The following is a 25,193-nucleotide window of genomic DNA, read 5'->3' as shown; positions in this document are numbered from 1 at the left end:
ATTTGGTTTTGAACAGTGTACAAAACAAATGTGTAACCTTCTATCAGCAGAACGTATGGAAGTGTAATGATGGCTTTAGGGAAGTGTTGTCTGTGCAGTCTGGGGAAAGGGAAACAAAAAGCCACGCCTTAACATGAAAAGCGTGGCTTTGTTATATCGGTTGTTTGTATGGCTAGTTTAGTGCGTGTTTGATTCTTACCAAGGCTTCATCCAGTGTGCCTGCTGGGCAGCCTAGATTAAGGCGAACAAAGCCAGAACCTTCTTTACCGAAAGCGATACCCATGCTCGGGACAAGCCCTGCGGCGACAAATTTTTGCTCCAGCTCGGCGTCGGTCAGGTTGAATGCGCGGCAATCTAACCAAGCCAAGTAGCCTGCTTGTGGGGCGATAAATTTCACCTCTGACAGTTCCGTTTGTACAAACTGATCAAGTTTGGCGATATTAGCTCGCAAGTAGTCTTTTAAGTCCATCAACCAATTAGAGCACTCTTGATAAGCAACAGTCGCTGCACTCATCGATAGGCTATTGAACACGTCCATACCATGAGCATCTAATCGGCGAGTAAACTGTGCTCGGAGTGATTCATCTGGAATCATAAAGTTAGAGATTCGCAGTGAAGACAAACCAAACGTCTTACTTGCAGCCGTAGCTACTATCAGACGTTTTGTAAGATTTTTTGGAAGACGTAAAGCAGAGTAGTACTCCGCATCGCCAACCACTAAATCGCCCCATATTTCATCACTCAGCAGCCAAACTTGGTACTGTTCACACAGTTCGGCAACCTTTGTCATTTCGCTTTCAGACCAAACTCGCCCTGTTGGGTTATGTGGGTTACAGAAGATCATTGCTTTTGCGCCATTAGCAAAGCAGGTTTCGAGATGATCAAAGTCGAGTTGATAGTCGCCTTTGGTTTCCGTCAGTGGGTTCTCTACGACAACACGATCGTTGAATTCAATGATCTTACGGAAGGAGCCATATCCCGGACTCTGCATCACGATGCCATCACCTTTTTCGGTGAGCATTTGCAATGCCATCGCGAGTCCAGGAAGTACGCCATGTACCGTAGTGATCCACTCACGCTCAACGTGGGTACCATGCTGGTTTTGATACCAATCGATCGTAGCTTGGTAGTACGTATCATCGCGTTCTGCGTAACCAAAAATTCCATGCTCAACACGTTGTTGTAGCGCGTCTAATACTACTTGCGGCGCTTTAAAATCGTAATCGGATACCCACATCGGGAGTAAATCCGTGCCAGCCAATCCCAGCTTTTGTTGCATAAAGTCCCATTTAACAGAGCCACTTTCCTTGCGGTTCAGAATTTGGTCGAAAGCGTTCATCAATGATTTACCTTATTTTGTTTCTACTGCTGGTGTATTTGAATGCTCTTCAGCAATCTGTTGTTCGTTTTGTTCTGGCTTGGCTTTTGCGATACCAAAGCCAGTGAAGCCATAAATCAGAGCGAAGATCACGCCTGTGTAACATTGAATCGCCCATGGTAGGTAATCCAACGTTGCCACGCCTAGCGTACCCGCCATATAGATACCTGCGGCTGTCCAAGGAACCAATGGTTCAATAATGGTGCCGGCATCTTCGATGGTTCGAGACAGGTTCTTCGTGTCTAATCCCATTTTTCGGTAAGCGTTTTGGAACAACTCACCCGGAATCAACAGCGCTAGCTTGCCGTCAGAAGTGGTGAAAACCACAGTGATGGTTGCCACAACGGTCGAAGCAATCAGCTGACCTGTGGTGTGAATCGCATGTAGGAATTTGCCTAGTACCACGTTTAGTGCGCCAGTTAGGCTCAAAATACCAGCGAAGGCAAAGGCACAGAATACTAGTAGAATCGTGCTCATCATTGAGAACAGACCGCCACGGTTAAGCAGTTTGGTGATATCTGGCACTAAGCCATTTACGCTGTGACCGTTTGCCTCAAACATGGCTAGGTTGAAGCCGTCTACGTAAGCTTGGAAGCCTTGTTTTAGTGTGAAGTCTTGGAAAAACATGCCTAAAACAATCGCGATAGCCGATGCGCCAAGCATCAATGGCAGAACTGGCTTCTTAGTTAACGCGCCCCACAGGATCATCACTGGCGGGATAAGAAGTAGAATGTTGAAGTTGTATAGATTATCTAAGCCCGAGATGATTTGAACAACTTTCTCTGGCTCGTGAATGTTCGCGATATCAGCGCTTTGACCCGCAAAGAAGAAGACGACAGACGCAATCACAAAACCCGGCAGAGTGGTGTAAAGCATGTGTTGAATGTGTTCGTACAAGGTGGTGCCTGAAACGACAGGCGCAAAGTTGGTTGAATCTGATAACGGTGAGATTTTGTCACCAAAGTACGCGCCAGATACCACTGCACCAGCCGCAGCTGCGAGCGATACATCAAGTCCTGCCGCAACACCCATTAGTGCGACACCAACGGTCCCCGCTGAGCCCCAAGACGTGCCGGTACAAACGGAAACGACACTGGTCACAAAGAAAGCGGCAATAAGAATGTATTCAGGGCTGATGACTTTAAGTCCCCAGTAAACCATGTAAGGGATTGTGCCGCTGACCATCCAGCTGGCAATCAAACCACCAACCGAGACCAAAATCAGAATGACTGGCATCGCTTTGGCCAGTTTTTCTACGATGGCGTTAATGATGTCATCCCAGTTGTAACCGATCTTCCACGCGATAAGACCAGTAAAGGCAGCTGAAATCAGCAACAGAACTTCAATGCGAAGTCCGAGTATTCCGTATCCGACAGCCAGAAGTGCAAACATCACCGCAATAGGGGCGAGTGCTAATCCGAACGACGGCAGAGGCTTAGAATTTGTCATGTTATTTATCCTCAGGATCGATGTAGGGTTTGTTCGAAATGGATAATAACGGTCACATAATAGGCAAAATGAGAGCGGTGTGTTGTTTTCATGTAAGCGCTTACATGAGGTGTGCGAATGTAAGGTTCATCACAATTTTATCCGATCTTTTGTATTGCTTTGACGGTTTGCCTGCTGACTAAGCTTGCTTCAAATTGATGCAGGTTTGGTGGCGAATAGCCGTCTTTACTTAAGTTTAGTGCTAATTTCGCTGCATAAGTCGACATTTCGTCAATTGGGTTATGCATGGTGGTCAATCGTGGATAGAGGTAGCGTGCAAGCAACACATCATCAAATCCAACCACGGAAATATCATCTGGCACCGTGAAGCCCTGCTCATGCAAACTTGCCATTAAGCCTGCTGCCATTACGTCGTTAAATGTGACTACCGCAGTGACTCCCGGACAGGATTGAATAAGTTGGCGACCTGCTTCCTCTCCTCCAGACTCACTGAAGTTTTGGTTGATTACCCAACCTGTTGGGATAGCTAAATTGGCTGCATTCATTGCGTCTCGATAACCTTCAAGGCGGTCGGTTCGATCTTCAATGGGTAAGTCACTGGTGACACAGGCGATCTTGCGATGACCTTGCTGAATCAAATATTCGACCGATTTTCGCGCACCGACTCGGTTGTCTACCCAGACTGAACGATTGGAGATTTGTGCAATGGTGCGGTTGAGTAACACCATCGCCGGAAGCTGTGCTGCGTATTGCATAAGCGTGGTGTCATCGAGCATTTTTGAGTGCACGACCATCGCCTCACAACCTTGGCTGATGAGAAAGTCGAGCCCTTCTTTTTCTCGTTGCGCATTGTGCCCGCCGCTGACCACGACCAACTGGCAACCATTGGCACGAGCCACTTCTTCTACACTTTTGGCGATCAAAGCGAAGAACGGATCGGCTAAGTTACCAGTTAATAGGCCAAGCGTATTATTGCTGCGGTTCGCTAGCGCTGTTGCTCGCGCATCTCGGCGGTAGTTGAGCTCTTTAATGGCGCGTTCGACTCGCTCTTGCGTTACTGGTTCAACATAACTGGTGCGATTGATAACACGCGAGACTGTTGCCGTAGAGACACCAGCCATGTCCGCGACGTCTTTCATGGTTGCCACTAGATTTCTCCAAGAGAGTAACAGGGTGAATTGAAAGGGAGGATATGAGGCAGAGTGTAGCGGCTATTAATTGTTGGTTATGTTAGTAAGTTCAAAGGATAGAACTTTAGAAAAAAGCGCTCCTATCTTGTTTTATTAATTCAACAAGATAGGAGAAACAAAAAAGCCACGAACCTGACGATATCGGGTGCGTGGCTTCTTTATCTATTAGCCAATCTTTTTATAGGCGACGATATGAGACAAGAAAAGGAGAGAGTATCTCTCGTTGAATCTGATTTTATACTCGTGCTCAACTTCGGATAATGGAGTCCAACCATGGCCAAAATAATCGTTTATATCGTCAACTGCTTCAGTCTCATCTTTTAAATGTTTTTTGCTCCACTGATAGGTACAGGCTAAAACCAAAACACCATTAGGAGCCGTTGCGTCCATTAATGCTTCCACGACCGTTTTAGGGGAGTCACATTGATCCAGTACATTCAAGCAAAGACTTAAATCGTGCTGCTCCGCGACCACGCCACTTTCAAAAGGTGCTTCGATGAGAGAAAAATTCACATGGTCACAAGCTTTGGCTATTGAAGATGCATCAAATGTGAAATGCTTTTGCTCTTTTAAGCTCTTAATATAGTGGAAGTCACACTCTCCCCCATCGATCAGTAGCTGTTTCAAGTTTGATAACAAACGATGAGAAGGTTCTACGAGCGTAGCCGAATTGATACTTGGTATGTTGGTTATCAATTCATAACAGTTTCTCCCGAGAGCAGGTCCCACTTCTAATAGGCTTTTAGGAGAAAGGTTTTCACTACCGAGAGCTTCAACAACAAACTGCGCGACGTCTTTCGAGTGGCTTGAAGAGACAAACCAATCTGGCACTGACTTAGACTGGCTATCAAGCAGTTTGCTCACGCCGTTTTGTCGAAGTTTATCAAGCCACTGAATCTCGAAATATGCTGCTAACCCTTTGTGATCGATATAGAAATCTTCCACTTTTACTCCTTTTTGATATTCCGTTATTGAGCGCTGATTTTGCCCCATCGATCAAAGGTGAGTAAATGCTAAATACCAATCATTGAAATTCTGTCTGCCTTTATTCTTTTCATATTTACAATGAGTTGATGTTGTTTTTATGCTGAGCAGATAACTTTCGGAATGTGCCTCAGACCCAACATGGCGCATCCATCTTCCAAGTAGCTATCGGTGACAACATCGAAGCCGAACTTGCCATAGTAGTCTTTCAAATGTGCTTGTGCGGATATAAAAATGCTGTCGGTCGGGTAGATCTTTCTTGTGGCATCGAAACTCACTTGCATCAATTGGTTACCGATGTTTTTCCCTCTGTAGTCCTCTGCGACGATAACGCGACCAATACACACGTCATTGGCATCAGAGTTCAGCAAGGGTAAAACGTCAATAGGGTATCCGAGTTTCGGAGGCATAATGCGACTATAAGCCACCAGATGTTCGTTGTCATATCCCATCACGTGGTAGGTGTCGGGATGGTTATCTTTACCATCCAAATCGCTGTATGGCGTGTTCATGTCCACGATGAAAATATTGACTCTTTGCTGCAAAAAATCGTAAAGCTCTTGAACAGACAGATCTGCGAATTTCTTAATTCTCCATTCGAGCATCATGCTTCCCCTTGTATTATTTTGGGTACAACATAAAGCGTATTTGTGCGCGATTCATTAACCTTTGTTAATTGCTAAGCTCCAGCTTCAATACAGATTTGCTGTATTGAACGGCTAAAAAGCAAAAGCCCCACTGACTTGGTTGTGGGGCTAATATTGGAAGGGATACGCTCCGATCTATCGGGGAGTCAAAACGGGAATTAACCCGCAGTCGGACCAACCAAACGCATTTCCCAATCTTCGACTTCACCGGTTTCTAGGCGGCGTTCAACAAGCTTGCCCCAAGATTCAACCAATGGAAGTCCTGCCAGTTGGCTTAGCTCTGATTTATCTAGGCAACCAGTAAACACCGCGCCCATGATGCGAGCCAATGACCAGTCTGGGTAAGGTCTTTCGCACAGAATAATTTCGTCACCTGCGCCGATATCGCCTTCTTGCAACACTCGGAAGTACCAGCCCGTTCGAAGCGTGTCTTGCAGTCTTCTAGCCATGTCGTTTTGCTCGAAACGGACGTTGAGTTTCCAGCAAGGCATGCGCCCTTGTGATACTTCCAGCAAGGTTGAGCCGATGCGGATTTTATCTTTCAAGCAAATGGATTCTTCTGTTACGCCACTTGAGCTTAGGTTTTCACCGAACGCGCCAGCTGATTGGAAAATCGCTTTATCGCCTAACTCTTTCTGCCAAACCGGATAGTGCTCGCTTGGGTAAATATGAAGAGCTTTTTGAATCCCACCATGAAAGCGCGGATCGCCTTGCTCATCATTGGTGAAACCCAGTTCTGTTGCGTGCTGACGCTGCGGTAGAATCTGTTTGTTAATCGCACTTTTCGCACCGTGTGCAAAGGCAACGGTTTTACCTGCTAATACGCTGTTAACTACGCCTAACTTCTTCATATTCTTTCCTTATTACCTAAAACTGATTTGCCAAACAGCGTGAGACAAGACCACGCTAGCGTTCGCCTAATGACTTAAATACCGGAATCGCTGCCAGTATTTCAATGCGCTTTTCTGTGCTTTTTAAGTAACGCGTTTCGCTATCTGAAACTAACACATGGCGTTGATAACCTTCCGTTTTAGGAAACTTGGTTAACACGGTTTCGAGCGATGCTTCGCACTTGTCTTGGTTGATGTTATCAATATCGACTTTGAATAAGAGTTGGTTTTCTTTGGATATTTCAACTTGATATCGCATACGTCGCACCTCACGGCTTCATTCACTTTGCCGAGCATGATAGCCTAGTGAGCTTGTGTCAGTGTAGGGATGTAAGGACAGTTAATGATGCCAACCCGCCAAATCGATTCTCACTCCGGTGTCATGACCTCGAATGAGATGATGGCTGCCAATCCCCACTCACCGGCACTGGTTAAGACCATCGATATGCCCAAAGGTTACATTGATACGCTGCACCAACACACGTGGCATCAAGTCATCTTCCCTATCAAAGGGTTATTACAAACCAAAACCGATCATTACCAGCACCTTGTGCCCCATACCTCTGCGCTGTTTGTACCTGCGGGTATTCAACATGAATCCATTGCGCTAAGCCATACGACATTTGTCGGTATCTATCTGAACCCTGAGTTTGGTACTGAGCACGAGCATCAAGTTAGAACCATCACTCTCACTCCTTTCTTGAACGAGCTGCTACAGGAAATACGCCGTCAATGCGAAGGGCTCGTGAGTGATGAGGAAGTATCACGATTGCTTGGCGTGTTGCATGATCAAATCATGAAAGACAACGTGCAGACCTTTCAGTTACTGCTGCCTGAAGACAGACGCTTAAAGTTGATATTCGAAGCGTTGACCGACACGCCGGCATTGGATTGGTCACTCAGACAGTGGGGAGAGAGAGTCGGTGCATCCGAACGAACGTTGTCGCGCTTGTTCTCCAAAGAGTTCAACACCTCGTTTCAACTTTGGCGGCAACAAATTCGGCTGATTTATTCGCTCTCTTTGCTGGACGAAGAGCTCTCGATCCAAAGCATTGCCGATCAAGTGGGGTATCAAAACGACTCTTCTTACATCAAAGCGTTTAAAGCCTATTTTGATGTCACCCCACAGCAGTTTCGCGTGAATGGTAGAAGGGGATAGCGAGTCCAATCTTGCCCATCATATTAATCCAACGGCAATTGGAATGTACTCTTGATTTCCTTAACTGAGACGTTGGATTGAATGGCGCTGATGCCTTTCACGCGGCGAATGGCACTGATGTGGTCAAAGTATTCGTCTAAGTCTCTCGCCACCACTTGCACCATGTAATCTGCGCTACCTGCAATGCAGTGACACATTAAGATCCAATCGGTTTCTGCGACAAAGTCTTCAAAAGGTGTGGTGTTTTCTACCTCGTGACTGCCTAGTGTCACCAGCGTAAAACCAGAGACTTGAAAGCCGAGCTTTTTGCGGTTCAGCTTTGCTGCATAACCCTCAATGTAGCCTTCCTCTTCCATCTTTTTCCAGCGTCGCCAGCAGGGCGTTTCACTCAGGTTAACGGTCTCGGCAAGCTTAGAGTTACTCATGCGACCATCTTTCTGAATATGGTCAAGAATGGCGAAATCGGTACTATCCAATTCAAAGTTGGTGGATTCTTTCTTTTTCATGATTATTTTAGAAATGGTCTGCTCAAATTGGCTTTTATCGTAGCGCAGATAGCAATTTTCTTTCTACCCAAATCGTTAGACTGTTCCCATCTTTGTTGATTACTTTTTGGGAGAGAGTGCATGAGTGCTCAATTGTTGGCGGCATTATTGTTGTTTGCCGTTTCTATTTCTTTAACGCCGGGAGCAGGCAACGTCGCGCTGTTAGGTATTTCTAGCCGATATGGTTTTTCTGCGACCGTGCCATTTGTATTGGGCAATGCAGTCGGGGTGATCATCATGTTGGTTGGGGCAAGTGTGGGGCTTGTCAGTTTGTTTACCCTTTACCCAGATTTGTACACGGCGTTAAAGTGGATTGGTGCGGCGTACCTGCTGTATCTCGCATGGTCGATTGCCACAATGGAACTCGATAATGATTCGAATGCGAAAAAGTCCGGCTTTTTATCTGGCGTTTGGGTGCAAATCCTTAATCCAAAAAGTTGGGTTGCGTCACTGACGGTGTTCTCTCAATTTATCTCGCCAAACAATGATTACCTAACTCAAGTGGTGATCATCATTAGCGTGATGGTGGGAACCGGTGTGCTGGGGATGTTTGCGTGGGCGTACTTTGGCACCGTATTAAACCGTTTTATTCAGTCACCACAAAAGGTAGTGTGGGTAAACCGATGCATGGGCAGCAGCCTAGCGTTAGTAGTGGTGTTTATGCTGAGTCAGCCCGTTTAAGCTCTTATCTAATTTGACGTGCGCGCCGAGAAAACGTTATATACCCGTTTCCCTATGGCGCGCCATATTCCCTGTAACAATCCTGTGGTATCCAATGAGCTTAACCAAGACCAACTCGCATAAGACAAACACTCGCGTTAATCAACTGAGCTTTGGTTCGCCAAGTGAATCGTTGGTGTTGGAGCATGTTGAGCTAGAGCCACTCGCTTTGGGTAAAGTTCGCGTGCAAATCGAAGCCACGAACATCAATCCAAGTGACCGATTGTCGATTCAGGGAGTAGGGCAGTATCGTCGTACCCATGTACCGCCGCGAGTGCCAGGGTTTGAAGCGGTAGGGCGTGTGGTTGAGATAAACGATCCGCATCAAACCGAATTTCACATCGGGCAAAAGGTGCTGGTGGCACAGAGTGGGGCTTGGCAAAGCTATGTCGATGCGCCTGCGGAGAATGTCTTTGCAGTGCCGGAAGAACTTGAGAGCGGCTATGCTTGCCAGTTGTATATCAATGCCCTGACGGCTTGGGTGATCACCACTCACGTTGCCAAGTTAGGTAAAGATGACGTGGTGATCATCAACGCGGGCAATTCTGCGATTGGTAAGATCTTCGCTCAGTTGTCTCACTCACTTGGATTTACTTTAATTGCGATAAGCTCCGCGCCAGAGCGTTATCCATACGACGCCATTGCAGTGTTAGATAGCAAGCAAGATCTGCAATCTCAAATTGATGCCCGAGAGTTGCCGCAACCCAATTTCGTATTCGATGCCATTGGCGGCAAGTTTGGCACCGAACTAATCCAAGTTGTGCGTGATTCGGGAACGTATATTAATTACGGAACGCTTTCTCTCACCCCTTATGAGCCAGCTTTCTTCGCTTGTATGAAGCAGAACAATATCGACTTCAGTACCTTCTTTTTGCGCTATTGGGAAGAGTCAGTTGGTAAGACCGTTCGAAAACAAGTCTTTGCTGAGATGTTAGAACACTTTATGGAACACAAGATACAACTCGATGTGGGTTGCAACCTTCCGTTAGAACAGTTCCAACGCGCCTTCGAGCTGATAGAAGATGAGTCGGTCACGCTGCAAGGCAAAATCATTCTGACCATGTCGTAACTGTATTCAAGCTCCTTGAGGTTGTTGGGTATATTGAAGAATAAAAAAGGGATGGCATTCACCATCCCTTTTGCGTTTTTGTTTGGATTAACGGAACTGTGGCATGTAGTCGAGGTTAGCTTCAATCGTCTCTTCTAGAGCCTTTTCTAGAATCGTCCCAGTGGTCACGAGCGGGTTCAAAATCAATGCTCGATGCGCGGCATTGCGGTCGCCTGTGACAGCCGCTTCTACCGTTAGTGATTCAAAGTCTTTCATCAATTGGATCAAGCGCAGCGTATCGCTTGGGAATGGCGCGACGTTTAAAGCCACAGGTCCCGATTTTGTGATCATGCAGCTGACTTCCACCGCGCAATCGTCAGGTAAACCTGCAATGGCACCGTTGTTACGGGTGTTTACGTGCATGATGGTGCGCTTATCGTTGTAGATAGAGCTCATCAGCTCGCAGGCAGCTTCTGAGTAGTATTGACCCCCACGCTTTTCGAGCTCTTTTGGTTTTTCGTTGAGCTCTGGATTGCGGTAGATATCGAACAGTCGTTTCTCCATGGCTTTGACCACCTCACCGCGAGTACCTTCGCCGTTCGCTTCTTCAATCTCTTGGCTCATGATGTCTTCGCTGGTGTAGTAATAGCGCAGGTAAGCACACGGGATCATCCCCATATTACGCAGCAACTCTTGTGGCCAGTCGAATGGAGGAATATTTTGCGGCACCAAAGGATCGTTGCCGGATAGGATCTCTTCGACCACTTCTTGCAGTTTGTCACGACCTTCGTGCAGGATCTGGCGTGCCCAGATAAAGTGGTTCAAACCCGCAACTTGCAGTACAAATTCTTGCTCGTTAGCACCTAGCATTTGGGCGATGCCTTTTTGCATGATCACTGGCACGTTACATAAACCGACCGCTTTCACTTTGGTGTGTTTGAGAATAGCTTCAGTCACCATGCCTGATGGGTTGGTAAAGTTTAGCAACCAAGCATCTGGACACAACACTTCCATCTCTTTACAGATTTCCAGCGCGATAGGAATGGTGCGACAAGCATTGGCAAAACCGCCTAACCCGTTGGTCTCCTGACCGATCATGCCGTACTTCAGTGAGATACGTTCATCACGGATTCGACCTTCCAAGCAGCCAGCGCGAAATTGAGAACAAACAAAGTCTGCGTCTTTCAAAGCAGGTTTACGATCCAAAGTGACGTGCACATCAATATGCGACATGTCGTTTTTAGCCAACATGCGACGTGTTAAGTCGCCAATGATGCTGACTTTCTCTGCACCATCTTCAATATCAACCAACCACAGTTCGCCGATTGGCAGTTCATTATTGCGTTTGATCAGACCTTCGATCAGCTCTGGTGTGTAGCTAGAGCCTGCGCCAATGATGGTAATTTTAAGATTCTTTTTCATCGTGATGTTCTCGTTATGGATAAGACAGTTTGATTAAAAATCATCCTGATGAGCTTCACAAACCAAACAAATCTTGCTATGGATTAGTACAGCTAATTTATAGAAGGTCGAGTAATGGACAGAAAGCAGCAGATGCTCTCCAATATGTATACTTTTGCGATTGCAGGTAAGTTTCTTAGCTTTACCAAAGCAGCGGAAGAGCTCTTCATTACCCAAGGGGCGGTGAGCCAGCGAATCAAATCATTAGAAGAGCAACTGGGTTTCAGTTTGTTTGTGCGCATGACGAGACGGCTAGAACTGACCAAAGAGGGTGAGCGATTACTGCATGCATTAAACCAATCGTTCGACGTTATTTTCTCTGAGCTCGAAGACATCAAGTTCAATGAACTGCGCGGTGAGTTATATATCGGAGCAGCGCCGACGTTCGCCCAGAGTTGGCTTTTGCCAAGGTTGCCAGATTTCCAACGTTTGTATCCGCATCTCAATATAAAACTGAGGGTGAAAGCGAGCCGTTTGGACTTTCAGCATGAGCCCGTCGATATCGCAATTTACTACAGCGATAGCGAACATCCGGGGTTTTACCATCAGCGTTTATTTGATGAAGTGCTATTGCCGGTTTGTAGCCCCAAATACTTTAACGACCATTTTACTGGGTCAGCACCATTGCTTGAGCAGCTGGCCAGCGTGACTTTTATTCATTGCTCTGAATCATTAGAGGCGAGTGAACCCAATCAAGAATGGGCGATGTGGCTGGATAAGCAATCTAACCCGCTACTCAACACACTTAACGTGATGGACAGAACGTACTTGTTTAATCACGCCGATATGGCAATGACAGCGGCTAAGAACGGAATGGGGTTAGGGATAGCCCGTGAATCTTTAGTGAAAAGCAGCTTAGAAAACGGTGAACTAGTGGCACCTTTTGAGCGCGTAAGTGCAGATCGAGGCTACGATTTGATCTGTCTAAACGGGCAACAACACAGACCAAAGAATGCTGCATTTATTGAATGGCTTGAGACGAAATTGCCAAAGAATGAATAGGGGATGATAGGGAAGGTAAGGCCAACTTCCTCCCTTCATTCATTCGATGAGAAGGGAGGAGGAACAAGCACTGTAATTAACTCGTGATAATCTCATCCATCAAGCGGTCTACCTGAACGACTACTTGTTCGCTGGCGTCTTCCATGGCGTTAATGGCGGTCACCATGCCAGCCATGTTGCCTGATTTGGCTTGGCTCATCGCTTCACGTCCGCTGTCATGCACGCCTTTATGTGGTTCTTCAAGTAACGCATAGCTTCTTAGGTGGCTATACGCTTTACCGTCACCTCGATAGTACCATTGGCCTAGCCTGCATTCTGAATGGCTATTAACGGTTTCTCCAAACGAGCCTTTTTGCAGTAAGCGATAGATGTTGTTCTTCCAAATTGCGTGGTCGAGCTTGACGGTATCCAAGAAAGCGCGTGTGGAAGCAATATGGATCACTTGCTGCATGTGCTCTGATTTCACGACGACTTCGTTCACGATAGAGCCAATCTGTGCTGAAGATGCTGAAACTTCTTCTGCACACGTTTGGTTTTCATCAATCGAGCTTTTAATTGCATTTACTTGCGTGAGTACTTGATTCACAAGCGAGTCAATCTGTTCACTGGCTTCACTCGCTTTGCCCGCAAGGTTTCTTACCTCGTCGGCTACCACCGCAAATCCGCGTCCTGCTTCACCGGCTCGTGCGGCCTCAATAGCGGCATTTAGAGCAAGCAAGTTGGTTTGGTCAGAAATTTCTTGAATAGTAGATACTAGGAGGGAAATAGAAGTGGCGGTTTTATCTAATATTTGAACTGATTCAATGCTTTGAGAAGCTTGAGTACTGATCTTCACTGCTCGGTTGTCCAGACGAGCGAGAGCTTGGTGTGTTTGCTTAAACATCTCATCTAGTTGTTGCAGTTCTTGGTTCTCGTGCGCCATAGATTGCGCACTCTCCACCATCTCAGTTCGAATGGTTTGGAGCATGTCTCCACCTTTCAAACTGCTCGACATCAACTCATCGCTATTGTGGTGTTCTTGCTGAGCGGAGCGAACAAGTTGTTGCGTCTCTTGGAGCTGATTTTCCAGAGCAGCAACGTCAGTTTGGTACTTTTGTTTGAGGTCTGCTAACTCTTGCTTTAGCGCCTCATTGTCGGCTTTGATTCGTTTTAATCCAAACATAAGTTTTATAAATGTAACATGATGTTAAAAATTGCATGCTAATCGAGTTGAGTATCGAATACACGATCACATTCATATATTTGCTTAGCCGAATCACACTTTTTCAGTAAGGTTTATTTAAACAACAAAAGCCAAGGTCAAACGATGTTGAGCTTGGCTTCTCTGTTAAAAAACGGCGCGAATTTAAGCCGTTATAATTCCTGCATAAGTTGAATGTAATTCCCACAGGTATCATCGAGTACGGCAATCATTACAGGGCCAGCTTCTCTTGGCTCTATAGAGAAAGCCACGCCGAGTTCAGAGAGTCTCACGTATTCTTTCTGCAGATCATCGACCGCAAAGGAAGTCCAAGGAATCCCCGCTTCTTTGAGAGCATTTTGGTACACTTTTGCTGGTCCAAACGCCATCGGTTCTAACAACAATTCAACCCCAGATTGTTCAATCGGAGAAACCACTGTTAACCATTTATGTTCACCGATAGGTACTTCGGTTTTTTTGATGAAGCCAAGAACATTGGTGTAGAAATCGAGGGCTTTGTCCTGATCGTCCACAGGTACGCTGGTTAGGGAAATTCTGATCACGGGTATTTACCTTTGCTGGGTTTGGATGAGGAAAAGATACTGAAAGTGAGGCTCAAAAACTTATTCTAGATTGCTTTTCTGCATTTTTTGAAACGCTTTGGGTGAGTAACCTGTGCTCTTTCTAAAGACACTCGAAAATGTGGTTAAGCTCTCATAGCCAACCTGAAAACAAGTATCCGTGATCGAGTTACCTTCCTTGAGTAGCGCTTTGGCTTTCTTAATCCGCATATCTCTCAAATAGTTTCGTGGCGTCACGCCATACATCTGTTTGAAAATCCGTACATAGTGGAAGCGCGACATAAAGGCGGCTTTGGCTAAGTCGTTTAATTCGATGTTTTCCGAGTAATGCTTTTCCATAAACGCTTTGGATTGTCTGATCAGGAGAAACTGCTTTGGGCTCAACGGCATCTCGCGGTATACGCGGTCAATTTCTTGTTCATAGAAGGTCTTTGGGCGAGATGACATCGTATTTCCACATTTTGAAAGCATCGTATTGAGTCTAACATTGCTTCGGCAAGATTGAACAAACGAGTGAGTTAAGTGCTCGACCTTGCGCGAAATACCTTTCATACCTCATCCCAACCTTCTTCCTAAATGTGGATTATTTGGTGGTGATGTGCTCGATCTGATTAAAAATAAATCGCTCATTAACGTAAAGAATGTAAATGAGATTAATTATCATTAAGCTCATGTATTATGCTGCGCTCCCTCGTTATTGTTTATAAAATATAAGTAGTATTATGAAACTGAAGTCACTTTCCGCAGCCATCACCTTTGCGATTGCCTCTTTTGCTGCTCACGCTTCTGACGAAAACATCGTCGTTGTCGGTTCTGCTCTTGATCAACTTGTTCAAACTGAAATCAACTCAGAGACATTAGAACAAAAACAAGCGTCTGATATTAAAGACATACTGAACACCATGCCGAGTGTAACGGTTGACGGTAACGCACGTTACTCGCGTAAGGTTTACATTCGCGGTATGGAAGACAAATACTCGGTTGTCACCATTGACGGCGCACGCCAAGAAGGTCAGTTATTCCACCACTCTGGCGATCAGACCTTTGACCCAGCCATGCTTAAATCTGCTGAAATCACCCTAGGCGGTAACTCTGTACTGTCGGGAGCGGGCGCAATTAACGGCTCATTCAGCTACGAAACGAAAGATCCCAGTGACCTCCTTGCAGAAGACGAAAGCATCGGTGCTCGCGTTAAAACGGGGTATCAAACGGCTTACGAACGCTTCACGACGAACGTTGCGGTTTACGCGAAACTGAACGATGAGCTCCAACTGATGGGTATTGCGAACTACTCAGATGACGGTGAGTTGTACATTCCGGGTAAAGATGATGTGACTTCTAAGCAAGGTAAGCTGAAGTCTGGCTTGGTGAAAGTGGTGTTCGTACCAAACGACGCGAACGAGTTCAAACTGTCTTACGACACGTACCAAGACGGTGGTAAACGTCAGCTATCGGGTGAGAAAGCGGGTGCACTGTATGCACATGATGAGCACAACTACCACTCGATTAACCGAGATACTGTGACGTTCATGCATCGCTATGACAATGGCAGTGACTTGGTGAACCTAAAGACGAACCTATACTACAACCGTCAGTACATGGATCGCGATGCGCTAACTGAAGAGTATGGTGATTGGAACCAAGTGAATGGCGCTTGGGAATTCACCAAAGACGGTGACCTATCAATTCCTTCTCGTGAGTACAACGTGACGACAATTGGTGGTGATATCCGCAACATCTCTTGGGTTGGCGAGCATGAGTTGACTTATGGTTTCGAGGGTTACAAATCAGAGCAGTGGGTTGATTCTGGCCTTGGTCATTACACGTCGGGTTCGAAACTCGGTGAGACGAAGAACTACGACATCGACGGCGGTACAGTAACGGCTTACGGAATCTACGCTCAAGACGCATTCGAAATTAATGACTTCCGTTTTGTGACCGGTCTTCGTTATGACGTACATGAGCTGGGTGGTGTATTTAAAGGTAAATACGACCAGCTGTCACCTAAGTTCCAAGGTGAATACCAAACTACAGATAACCTAAGACTGCGTGTTGGTTACGGTCGTCTATTCAAAGGCGCTTCACTACCTGAAACACTGACTATGAAAGCGGCGGCTGACGTAACTCAGGCAGACACCAAAGCCATGACAGGTAACAACTACGAAGCGGGTTTCGATTACGACATGTCTGGTTTGCTAGTGGCGGATAATGCGATTCTTGGCTTCACTGCATACCAGTACGATCTGGATAACCAAATGCACCCGACCAAGAACAACAGAACCTTGGCTAACCAAAATGATGTAGAAGTTTGGGGTGTAGAAACCGTATTTACTTACAGCATTGAAGATTTTGACCTGTACGCAAACCACTCATACTCTGATGGTGAGCAAACCAGTCTAGAAAGCGGCAAGACGAGCCACATGAACAAGACGGGTATTCACAATATCAAGGCGGGCTTTAAGTACGACGTAACCAGTGAAGTGGTGTTCGGTTGGGATTCACGCTTCGTTCCGGGTAACGACTACACAGACGAAGATGGCGAGAAAGTTGAACGCCCTGGTTTCGCAACGCATAACCTATGGGCAGTGTACGTACCAGACTTTGCGAAAGACCTGTCAGTTAACCTAGCGGTCGACAACGTGTTCAACAAGCTATACTCAGAGCACACAGGTTTTGGTATCTCTTGGGGTTCAGTGAAATACACCAGCTACGAAGTGGGTCGTAACTTTAAAGCGTCTGTGGCTTACAGCTTCTAATCACGCTTAACTAAATCACTCCAAAAAAACAAAACCCCGATAATTGGTGATCAACTATCGGGGTTCTTTTTATCTCACTTTACCTATCAAGGCGGAACGAGCATTATTTGGTATGAAAAATCTGCTCAGTCTCTAGCGATGTCATTGCGCGAACTTGGCGCCAGATGTAGTAGAAAATACCAAACATCATCAACATGCTCGGGATCGCAATCATTGGGTAGCTGTACAGCGTTAGTTTACCCAACTCTTCATTGAACGCTGCTGTACCTGCTGGGCTGGTTACAATCCACGTTGCTAAGAAATAGTTCATTGCTGATGAGAATGCGAATGTGCTGGCGAACAGGTAGTTTGAAGACATCAAGCAGCGCTCGAACGCTTGAGTTTTTCCGTTTTGTACCAAACGCTCGTTAATCAGCGGTAGGTTCAAAATCGTGTCATTCAACAGCATCTTCTGCATAAGCGGGTAGCGAGTGAAGGTTGAGCCCAACACAGCAAGACCAATCAAACCTGGGATTAAGGCTTCTTTCAATGCCAACCAGCGCGTGTCTAGTTCTAACAAACCGATACCGCCGGTTAATAGCACGCTGATAAAGCCCAGTGCCGAGATGAAGTTAAACTTCTTGTTGCGGATAAGATCCATGCCGCCGTACACCAAAGGGAACATCAAAGCGACAACCAGTGCCAATGCTGTACCTAGGTGCTCTTCACCACTGAACTTCATCAAAATGAATGAAGGAATGATGACGTTAAACAGGATCTCGAATAATGGATTCGACTTTTTCGCCGTGGTGTTACTCATAACTTTACTGACTCTACTATGTCGGCTGAATTTTACTTTGGGGGAAGTGTTCTACTCCTTGCGCCAGATGTAAAGCCTTAAAGCCCCGAGTTGTGTAACGACTTATGAAATGAACTGTGGATGAGCTCTAATTGAGCATGGTTTATGGTGTGTGTTGGGTAGGTCGATGGAGCCTACCTAAATCTGATAGGCCCTATCATTTCTTGTATTTAAGGCTTACTGATGCGCTTCTTTGATAATACTTAAGCCTTTGTCTATCAGCTCTTGTGTTACTACGTCAGACAGATTGAAATCGGTAATGATGCCGTCTAATTGCTCGATATTTAATGCATGAAAGCTGGCAATTTGGCCGTATTTGGTGGAGTCAGAAACAAGGTAGTTGGTTTGTGCCGCTTTGACGATGGCCTTTTTCACAAGGACTTTGTTTTCGTTTGGCGTAGATAAGCCTTTTAAGCTCCAAGAAGACGTCGAGATAAAGGCAATATCAATGTTCAATCCGTTCAAGAACTCTGCGACTTTTCCACCAACTGTGGATTGGTTCTCCCGATCAATTTTGCCCCCTGTATGGTAAAGCTCACATTGACTGTGCGTCATTAGGAAAGCGGCGATAGAAAAGTCATTGGTGATCACTAATAGATCGTCACGATCCGCTATTTGATGGGCGATCTCTAGAGAAGTAGTTCCCGCATCCAAGTAAATCGTAGCGTCTTTGCCAATTAACGTGGCTGCAAGTTTGCCGATTTGAACCTTCTCATCCGCTTGTTGCTCGACTTTAGCGTCATGGGAAAGCTCAGAATGTAAAGCCTGAGCCAGTTGCACTCCACCAGAAACAGAAACGACTTTACCTGAGGATTCCAGTTTCACGATGTCACGGCGAATGGTCATATGTGATACGCCAAGGTGGTCGGTTAAATCTGAAATGCTTAACACTTCTTGGTGTGATAACAGGGACAAGATGGTTCTTTGACGTTCTGCTGGGATCATGATTTCACTTCTATATTCTTGTTTTTCAGTATCCTACCAACCTTTTCGCTTTTTGTGAATATCTGTGAATATATGTTCTCAACCTAATAAGCCTTGCCCTCCCTTGTGTTAACTGATCAGGTTATCTCTGCCCATAAAGGGGTAAATATCACAGTGTTGTTAATTTGTGTGAAAAAATGTGATTCAAAGCGAAGTCTTGGGTTTGTGCTTCACATATAATCACACCAACTAAACAAGAATTAACAAAATTCAATTTACCAAGAAGGTGTTGTTGTTATGAGCGAAGTTCAATCTGTCGGTGTTATCGGTTTAGGCTCTATGGGAATGGGCGCGGCGAAGTCATGTGTGCGTGCAGGCCTTGATGTATATGGTTTTGACCTGAATCCTAATGCTTTAGAAGAGCTGGGTGCATTTGGCGCGAAAGCCGTTTCTACCAATGCAGTCGAGTTTGCCGATCAACTTGATTTTGTGTTGGTTTTGGTTGTGAATGCGGCGCAAGTTAACACCGTATTGTTCAAAACAGGCCTTGCGGCTGCGCTCAAGCCCAATACGCCTGTCATGGTATCAGCAACTATCTCGGCAGAAGACGCCAAGCAAATTGAAGCCAAATTGGCTGAGCACGACCTTGTGATGCTTGATGCTCCGGTATCTGGCGGCGCAGCAAAAGCAGAAGCTGGCGAGATGACTATTATGGCGTCGGGTGCACAAAGCACCTTTGATGCGCTGGAGCCTGTATTGAGCGCAACAGCTGCCAAGGTATACAACATTGGTGAAGCTGTAGGCCTTGGTGCGACAGTGAAAATCATTCACCAACTGCTTGCGGGTGTTCACATTGCAGCAGGTGCAGAAGCGATGGCGCTTGCCGCTCGTGCAAACATTCCATTGGATTTGATGTACGACGTGGTGACCAATGCCGCGGGTAATTCTTGGATGTTTGAGAACCGCATGAAGCATGTCGTCGACGGTGACTACTCGCCGAAATCAATGGTCGATATCTTCGTTAAAGACCTAAACCTTGTGTCAGATACCGCGAAAGATCTGAAATTCCCTCTACCACTTTCCAGTGCCGCTCTAAACATGTTTGTAAGCGCAAGCAATGCTGGTTTTGGTCAGGAAGACGATAGTGCCGTTATCAAAATCTTTAACGGCATTGAGCTTCCTGGTGTGGAAAGCAAAGACAAATAAGCGCAAGTAAAGTGGAGAAGTAATTATGTTATTAGGTGTTATTGCAGACGACTTTACTGGCGCGACTGATATTGCCGGATTCCTTGTAGAAAATGGCATGCGCACCGTGCAGCTCAACGGCATTCCGAAGCAACAGGTTGATATCAATGCCGACGCGGTTGTGATCAGTCTTAAGTCTCGCTCTTGCCCTGTCGATGAAGCAATCAACGAATCGGTGGCTGCGTTGAAATGGCTGCAAGACAATGGCTGTCAGCAGTTCTATTTCAAATACTGTTCAACCTTCGACAGCACAGCTGAAGGTAATATTGGCCCTGTTACTGATGCGTTGCTTGCCGAGTTAAATGAAGATTTCACCATTGTTTGCCCTGCATTACCGGTTAATGGCCGCACGGTTTACAACGGTCACCTGTTTGTTTTCCAAGACCTGCTCAGTGATTCTGGTATGCGTAACCACCCAGTGACGCCAATGACAGATTCTAGCTTGATTCGCATGATGGATGCGCAGTCACAAGGCTCATCTGGTTTGGTGAACTTCCAAGTGATTGAGCAAGGCTCCCAAGCGGTGTCTGAGCGATTTGAATCCCTTAAACAACAAGGTGTTCGTTATGCCGTTGTTGATGCATTCAATGCCGATCATCTAGTGACGCTCGGTCAGGCAGCGAAATCTCTTAAGCTGGTTACCGGTGGTTCTGGTCTAGCGGCGGGGATTGCTAAGAACTGGGCAGAACATCTGGCCGATCAAAGTGATGCTAAGAAAGCGGGCAACCCAACCACGGCGCCGACGGTGGTGTTCTCTGGCTCATGCTCTGTGATGACCAATCAACAAGTCGCCGTTTACAAACAACAAGCACCGCACTTCGCGATTGATGTGAAAGCCTGCCTTACCGATGAAGCGTACTCAAATCACGTGTTTGATTGGGTGATGACCAATATCGACAGTGAATTTGCTCCGCTAGTTTACGCAACCGCAGAGGCAACGGCTCTAAAAGCTATTCAAGAAGAGTTTGGCGCACAAGCCTCAAGCCATGCCGTAGAGCAATTCTTCAGTAAATTGGCTATCAAACTGCAGCAACACGGTGTGAAGAACTTCATCGTTGCTGGTGGTGAAACATCTGGCGTTGTTACGCAAAGCCTCGCGGTAACAGGGTTCCATATCGGCCCTCAAATTGCGCCGGGCGTGCCTTGGGTGAAATCCGTTGATGGCGAACTTTCACTGGCACTGAAATCTGGCAACTTTGGTGATGAGCATTTCTTTGCCAAAGCTCAGTCGCTTTTTGAATAACAGGAGTTGTGATGAATAAAGACTTAATGACAGAGCAGCAACTGCGAGATCAAATGGTGACCATGGCTCGCTCTATGTTTGAGCGCGGCTACGCGACGGGCGGTGCTGGTAACTTGTCTGTGAAATTACCGAATGGCCATTTTTTGGCAACGCCGACGGGTTCCTCGTTTGGGCGCTTGGTGGCAGAGGAGCTGTCTGTGGTGGATATCGATGGCAACCATATTTCGGGTAAAAAACCGTCGAAAGAAGTGGCATTTCACTTAGCCATTTACCGCAATAATTCGCAATGCAATGCCATCGTGCACTTGCATTCAACGTACCTAACGGCGTTGTCTTGCCTTGAAGAGTTAGACCGCGCCAATGCCATCAAAGCATTCACACCTTACTTTGTGATGCGTATTGGTGAGCTACCAGTGATCCCTTACCTGCGTCCGGGGGATCCACAAATCGCAGAAGAACTCGCACAACGTGCTGGTGACTATCGCGCTTTCTTACTGGCTAACCATGGTCCGGTCATTACAGGCACAGACTTTGAAGATGCAGTAGACAACGCTGAAGAGCTGGAAGAAACCGCAAAATTGGCGTTCATTCTTAAAGACAGCAACATTCGTTACCTAACGGATGCCGAGGTTCAAGACCTAAAAGGGAGAGGTAAATAATGGCTAAGTTCGCAGCAAACCTAACCATGTTATTCACAGAAGTGCCGTTTTTAGAGCGTTTTGAGAAAGCGCATAAAGCGGGATTCAAAGCGGTAGAGTACCTCTTCCCATACGCATTCGAGGCGCAAGAGCTGGCCAACAAGATGGAACAGTTCGGATTTGAACAAGCGCTTTTCAATATGCCTCCGGGTGATTGGGATGCTGGCGAACGTGGCTTCGCCGCGATTCCGGGCCGTGAGGATGAGTTTAAGGCGAGCGTTGAGACTGCACTGATGTACGCCAAGGCACTGAAGTGTAAAAAGGTTCATGCTATGTCTGGCATTGTTGATTCACGCTTCACTCGTGATCAGCATATTGAAACCTTCATCTCAAACATTCGTTATGCAGCGGATAAGTTTGCCGAGCAAGGTGTTGAGCTGATGATTGAGCCACTCAACAATCGCGACGTGCCGAACTACTTTGTCGCCCATCAACGCGAAGCGGTCGAGCTGATTAAGCAAGTGGATCGTCCAAACGTCAAACTGCAACTCGACCTTTACCACGCTCAAATTATGGATGGCGACTTAAGCACATTAATCCGTGAAGTCGCTCCTTACACCGGCCACATTCAAATCGCCTCAGTGCCTGAAAGACACGAACCGTCAGAAGGTGAGTTGAACTACCCACACCTGTTCAACGTGTTGGATGACTCAGGTTATCAAGGCTGGATCGGCTGCGAATACAATCCAAGACACAGCACAGAAGAAGGTCTTGGTTGGGTTCACCCTTACCTCTAATAAAAATACTTATAACAATTTCAGTTGCTTGCGCAACAACGTGTACTAGGTGATGAGAGCTCATCGCCTAGCTGCACGCACCCTACAGAGTCAGAAACAAAAGGAACATAAAAATGGATGGAGCATTAATCGGCATTGTCATCGGTATTCTTGCCATGATGGGAATGATCATAAAAACACGTATTCCAGTCGCATTGGCAATGGTTATTGCGAGCATCATCATGGGTCTATTTGCAGGCATGGCGCCAACAGAGCTCATTGATGCAATTAAAGCAGGCTTCGGCGGCGTGCTAGGCGGTATCGGTTTGATCATTGCCTTCGGTGTCATCATGGGTGCGTGTTTTGAGCGCTCTGGTGCGGCGGTTCGTATGGCGAAAACCTTCGTTAAGATCTGTGGTAAAGGCCGTGAAGATCTAGCACTTGGGTTCACTGGTGTGCTGGTGGCAATTCCAGTTTTTTGTGACTCTGCGTACATCATTTTGCACTCTCTTGTTCGCGCAATTTCACGAGATACGGGTAAATCTGCCGTTGGTCTTGGTGTGACGCTCGCACTTGGTCTGCTTATCACTCACGCACTTGTGCCGCCAACACCGGGCCCTGTTGCGGTAGCCGGTATTCTTGGTGTCGACCTAGGTGAGTACATGCTGTGGGGGCTAATGGTGTCTGTACCTATGATGCTGCTATCGATGATTTACATCCGCCGTGTGGGTAATGAATACTACCGCGTACCAAATGGTGATGGTTGGATCACTAACCAAGCGGATTGGGCAAACTTAGAAAAAGTAGAAGCAACGGACGACAAAGAGCTGCCAAGTAACTTCCTTTCTTTTGGTCCAATTCTTGTTCCGATTGCACTTATCCTTATCAACACTTTAGTTGGTTCAGGAGACACATTCCTTCATGCAGCGCTGTCGCTGCTTGGTAACCCAGTTGTTGCTGTAGGCCTTGGTGTATTAATGGCGTTGTACGGTCTTACTCGCAATATCGAACGTAAAGACATGGTTGGCTCGATGGATGATGCGCTATCAACAACAGGTCTTATCTTAGTGGTAACGGGCTGTGGTGGCGCAATGGGCGCCGTACTTAAAGCGTCTGGCGCTGGTCCACAAGTGGCAGAAGCTATCGCTAGCAGCGGTATCCCACCACTACTTGTGCCATTGGCTATCGCGTCTATGCTTCGATTGATTCAAGGCTCGGCTACAGCATCGATGATGGTTGCTGCGACAATGACGTTACCTCTAGTCGAAACATTAGGTCTGGATCCTGTATTCGTGGCATTGGCGTGTGCGGTTGGCCCGGTTGGTTTCTCACACCTTAATGACTCTTACTTCCACATCATCAACCGTACCCTAGGTATTACAGAGTTGGCAGACCAAATTAAAATCTGGTCAGTATCGTCAACAGTGGCGTGGGCGATTGGTGCATCGATCATCATGGCGCTAAACCTAGTCTTTGGTAAGGGTGGCACGCTCATTGACCCACTGGTACCAATCTTAGTGCTTGCGGCCGTCATCGTTTGGATGAAGTCAAAAAGCAATAAGGCAGCGAAGCCTGAATTAGCCGCTAGCTAATCACTCGCTCAAGGTAAAATGTTCAAAGCCCCTAGCTGAAAAGTTAGGGGCTTTTGGGTATCTAAGACGCTGCTCTTTCTTGATAAAAGAGAGATAAAGGTTAAGCTCTTAATTCGTCGAGTTACGCAATTTTGGGTCATCCGTCAGGTATTCTACAAACTCGATTTCAAAACCGGCAGGGTCAACAAAATAGACGTTCTTTCGGTATGGCTCATCCGCGCCGGATTGGGCGATTGGGTAGCCCGCTTCAACCAGTCTTTTCATCACAGCGTCAACGTTGTTGGTCACATAAGCGAAATGCGCCAACCCAACTTGATGACCATCTAAATCGCGATTGTTGCCTTCGCCGTGGTCACTCAACGCAATGTATTGGTACTCATCGCCAAAGTGCAGCCAGTTTCTGTGTTTGCCGCTCCATGTTCCTTCCCCCTCATCACGCACATACCAATGCGGAAAGGCCGCTTGGTAAAACTTCAGCATTTCAGGGATGTCTTTTACCACTAAGTTCACGTGTTCTAGCTGGATCATGGTGTGCTCCTTTTTGTCATTTTCTAGCCAACGATGAACATGCTAAAACCTCAGGTTAAGTTTAGGTAAAGGGATTTTTTGGAATTTTTTATATGAGCTTCTTGAAGCTTTATAGAAGGGGAGGTTAGGTGGGGTTGGTGCTTTGATGCTGAATGCTGGGTTATGTGCTTGCAACCCCCTCCAACTCCCCCTTTTCTCGACTTGGTTTGCCAAGCATTTGAATGCGGCTATCAAGGGGGAGGGCATTTTTTGCTGCTGTGAACTCAGGCTTTCACAACGTCATTCTGAAGGAGCCTAAGCGAGTATTCAGAATCTACTTCCAGCGCGTCGTGATGTTAACCGTGTGAATTGAATTATCCGCGAGTTCAGACCCAGTTCCTCCCCTTTGAGCTCGTTGCTTTGAGAGCTTCGGAGTTTGA

The 25,193-nt window shown here is 46.5% G+C and carries 25 protein-coding genes; 10 read left to right on the top strand and 15 right to left on the bottom strand.

What is annotated here, in order from left to right; all coding sequences use genetic code 11:
• Positions 1-172: 172 nt before the first annotated feature.
• The 7 genes from ATB76_RS10320 to ATB76_RS10290 form a co-directional block, all read right to left on the bottom strand.
• Positions 173-1,339, bottom strand: a complete 1,167-nt coding sequence (locus tag ATB76_RS10320) for a MalY/PatB family protein (protein WP_061035127.1) — start codon at positions 1,337-1,339, stop codon at positions 173-175.
• A gap of 12 nt (positions 1,340-1,351) precedes the next feature.
• Complete coding sequence (gene nhaC, locus ATB76_RS10315) at positions 1,352-2,827, bottom strand: Na+/H+ antiporter NhaC (protein WP_042600246.1); 1,476 nt, start codon at positions 2,825-2,827, stop codon at positions 1,352-1,354.
• A gap of 137 nt (positions 2,828-2,964) precedes the next feature.
• On the bottom strand, positions 2,965-3,975 hold the full coding sequence (locus tag ATB76_RS10310) for a LacI family DNA-binding transcriptional regulator (protein WP_038871463.1): 1,011 nt from the start codon (positions 3,973-3,975) through the stop codon (positions 2,965-2,967).
• Between the two features lie 207 nt (positions 3,976-4,182).
• Entirely contained in the window at positions 4,183-4,962 is a 780-nt protein-coding gene (locus ATB76_RS10305) for a hypothetical protein (protein WP_038879843.1), read from the bottom strand.
• A gap of 137 nt (positions 4,963-5,099) precedes the next feature.
• Positions 5,100-5,606 carry a GNAT family N-acetyltransferase gene (locus ATB76_RS10300; RefSeq protein WP_038879840.1) on the bottom strand — a complete coding sequence of 169 codons (507 nt, stop codon included), beginning with the start codon at positions 5,604-5,606 and terminating at the stop codon, positions 5,100-5,102.
• Positions 5,607-5,806: 200 nt separating this feature from the next.
• Positions 5,807-6,499, bottom strand: coding sequence for an MOSC domain-containing protein (locus ATB76_RS10295; RefSeq protein WP_061035126.1), 693 nt, complete (start codon positions 6,497-6,499; stop codon positions 5,807-5,809).
• Between the two features lie 55 nt (positions 6,500-6,554).
• Positions 6,555-6,797 carry a hypothetical protein gene (locus ATB76_RS10290; protein WP_042605118.1) on the bottom strand — a complete coding sequence of 81 codons (243 nt, stop codon included), beginning with the start codon at positions 6,795-6,797 and terminating at the stop codon, positions 6,555-6,557.
• A gap of 84 nt (positions 6,798-6,881) precedes the next feature.
• Between ATB76_RS10290 and ATB76_RS10285 the strand changes: the two genes are divergently transcribed.
• Positions 6,882-7,697: a helix-turn-helix transcriptional regulator gene (locus ATB76_RS10285; RefSeq protein WP_061035125.1), complete on the top strand. Its 816-nt coding sequence runs from the start codon at positions 6,882-6,884 to the stop codon at positions 7,695-7,697.
• Between the two features lie 23 nt (positions 7,698-7,720).
• Here the strand turns inward: ATB76_RS10285 and ATB76_RS10280 are convergent, their stop codons facing one another.
• The gene (locus ATB76_RS10280; RefSeq protein WP_045484344.1) at positions 7,721-8,203 is read right to left on the bottom strand and encodes an Lrp/AsnC family transcriptional regulator; all 483 of its coding nucleotides are present in this window, start codon (positions 8,201-8,203) and stop codon (positions 7,721-7,723) included.
• 120 nt (positions 8,204-8,323) lie between these two features.
• Here ATB76_RS10280 and ATB76_RS10275 point away from each other — a divergent pair, with 120 nt between their 5' ends.
• The gene (locus ATB76_RS10275; protein WP_061035124.1) at positions 8,324-8,923 is read left to right on the top strand and encodes a LysE family transporter; all 600 of its coding nucleotides are present in this window, start codon (positions 8,324-8,326) and stop codon (positions 8,921-8,923) included.
• 94 nt (positions 8,924-9,017) lie between these two features.
• Positions 9,018-10,031 carry a zinc-dependent alcohol dehydrogenase family protein gene (locus ATB76_RS10270; RefSeq protein WP_061035123.1) on the top strand — a complete coding sequence of 338 codons (1,014 nt, stop codon included), beginning with the start codon at positions 9,018-9,020 and terminating at the stop codon, positions 10,029-10,031.
• 87 nt (positions 10,032-10,118) lie between these two features.
• Here ATB76_RS10270 and ATB76_RS10265 read toward each other — a convergent pair whose 3' ends face one another.
• Complete coding sequence (locus ATB76_RS10265) at positions 10,119-11,432, bottom strand: 6-phospho-beta-glucosidase (RefSeq protein ID WP_061035122.1); 1,314 nt, start codon at positions 11,430-11,432, stop codon at positions 10,119-10,121.
• Positions 11,433-11,546: 114 nt separating this feature from the next.
• Between ATB76_RS10265 and ATB76_RS10260 the strand changes: the two genes are divergently transcribed.
• Positions 11,547-12,473 (top strand): LysR substrate-binding domain-containing protein, encoded by a 927-nt coding sequence (locus tag ATB76_RS10260; RefSeq protein ID WP_061035121.1) that lies wholly within the window; start codon positions 11,547-11,549, stop codon positions 12,471-12,473.
• A gap of 76 nt (positions 12,474-12,549) precedes the next feature.
• Here the strand turns inward: ATB76_RS10260 and ATB76_RS10255 are convergent, their stop codons facing one another.
• From ATB76_RS10255 to ATB76_RS10245, 3 genes are all read right to left on the bottom strand, one after another.
• Positions 12,550-13,635, bottom strand: coding sequence for a methyl-accepting chemotaxis protein (locus ATB76_RS10255; RefSeq protein ID WP_042606333.1), 1,086 nt, complete (start codon positions 13,633-13,635; stop codon positions 12,550-12,552).
• Between the two features lie 191 nt (positions 13,636-13,826).
• Complete coding sequence (locus ATB76_RS10250; RefSeq protein WP_038871435.1) at positions 13,827-14,216, bottom strand: VOC family protein; 390 nt, start codon at positions 14,214-14,216, stop codon at positions 13,827-13,829.
• Positions 14,217-14,276: 60 nt separating this feature from the next.
• Positions 14,277-14,681, bottom strand: a complete 405-nt coding sequence (locus ATB76_RS10245; protein ID WP_061035120.1) for an AraC family transcriptional regulator — start codon at positions 14,679-14,681, stop codon at positions 14,277-14,279.
• Between the two features lie 275 nt (positions 14,682-14,956).
• Here ATB76_RS10245 and ATB76_RS10240 point away from each other — a divergent pair, with 275 nt between their 5' ends.
• Positions 14,957-16,990: a TonB-dependent receptor gene (locus ATB76_RS10240; RefSeq protein WP_038871430.1), complete on the top strand. Its 2,034-nt coding sequence runs from the start codon at positions 14,957-14,959 to the stop codon at positions 16,988-16,990.
• A gap of 103 nt (positions 16,991-17,093) precedes the next feature.
• Here the strand turns inward: ATB76_RS10240 and ATB76_RS10235 are convergent, their stop codons facing one another.
• On the bottom strand, positions 17,094-17,789 hold the full coding sequence (locus ATB76_RS10235; RefSeq protein ID WP_038871427.1) for a VC0807 family protein: 696 nt from the start codon (positions 17,787-17,789) through the stop codon (positions 17,094-17,096).
• Between the two features lie 216 nt (positions 17,790-18,005).
• Positions 18,006-18,773 carry a DeoR/GlpR family DNA-binding transcription regulator gene (locus ATB76_RS10230; protein ID WP_061035119.1) on the bottom strand — a complete coding sequence of 256 codons (768 nt, stop codon included), beginning with the start codon at positions 18,771-18,773 and terminating at the stop codon, positions 18,006-18,008.
• A 276-nt stretch (positions 18,774-19,049) separates the two neighbouring features.
• Between ATB76_RS10230 and ltnD the strand changes: the two genes are divergently transcribed.
• From ltnD to ATB76_RS10205, 5 genes are all read left to right on the top strand, one after another.
• Entirely contained in the window at positions 19,050-19,958 is a 909-nt protein-coding gene (gene ltnD, locus ATB76_RS10225; protein WP_061035118.1) for an L-threonate dehydrogenase, read from the top strand.
• Between the two features lie 25 nt (positions 19,959-19,983).
• Complete coding sequence (gene otnK / locus ATB76_RS10220) at positions 19,984-21,240, top strand: 3-oxo-tetronate kinase (RefSeq protein ID WP_042606328.1); 1,257 nt, start codon at positions 19,984-19,986, stop codon at positions 21,238-21,240.
• An 11-nt stretch (positions 21,241-21,251) separates the two neighbouring features.
• A complete protein-coding gene (locus ATB76_RS10215; protein ID WP_029388722.1) occupies positions 21,252-21,899 on the top strand; it encodes an aldolase in 648 nt (215 codons plus the stop codon).
• Positions 21,899-22,675 carry a 2-oxo-tetronate isomerase gene (otnI, locus tag ATB76_RS10210; protein ID WP_061035117.1) on the top strand — a complete coding sequence of 259 codons (777 nt, stop codon included), beginning with the start codon at positions 21,899-21,901 and terminating at the stop codon, positions 22,673-22,675. Before ATB76_RS10215 ends, otnI begins: the two co-directional genes overlap by 1 nt.
• Positions 22,676-22,788: 113 nt before the next feature.
• Positions 22,789-24,246 (top strand): TRAP transporter large permease subunit, encoded by a 1,458-nt coding sequence (locus ATB76_RS10205; RefSeq protein WP_038879817.1) that lies wholly within the window; start codon positions 22,789-22,791, stop codon positions 24,244-24,246.
• Between the two features lie 108 nt (positions 24,247-24,354).
• On the opposite strand, the gene ATB76_RS10200 is transcribed toward ATB76_RS10205, so the two are convergent.
• Positions 24,355-24,774, bottom strand: coding sequence for a VOC family protein (locus tag ATB76_RS10200; RefSeq protein ID WP_042606325.1), 420 nt, complete (start codon positions 24,772-24,774; stop codon positions 24,355-24,357).
• Positions 24,775-25,193: the final 419 nt, after the last annotated feature.

This window comes from Vibrio sp. MOR3 (assembly GCF_001557775.1).
GTDB lineage: Bacteria > Pseudomonadota > Gammaproteobacteria > Enterobacterales > Vibrionaceae > Vibrio > Vibrio jasicida.
The sequence above is the reverse complement of the archived record's forward strand: the minus strand, read 5'-3'. Positions and strand labels throughout refer to the sequence as shown.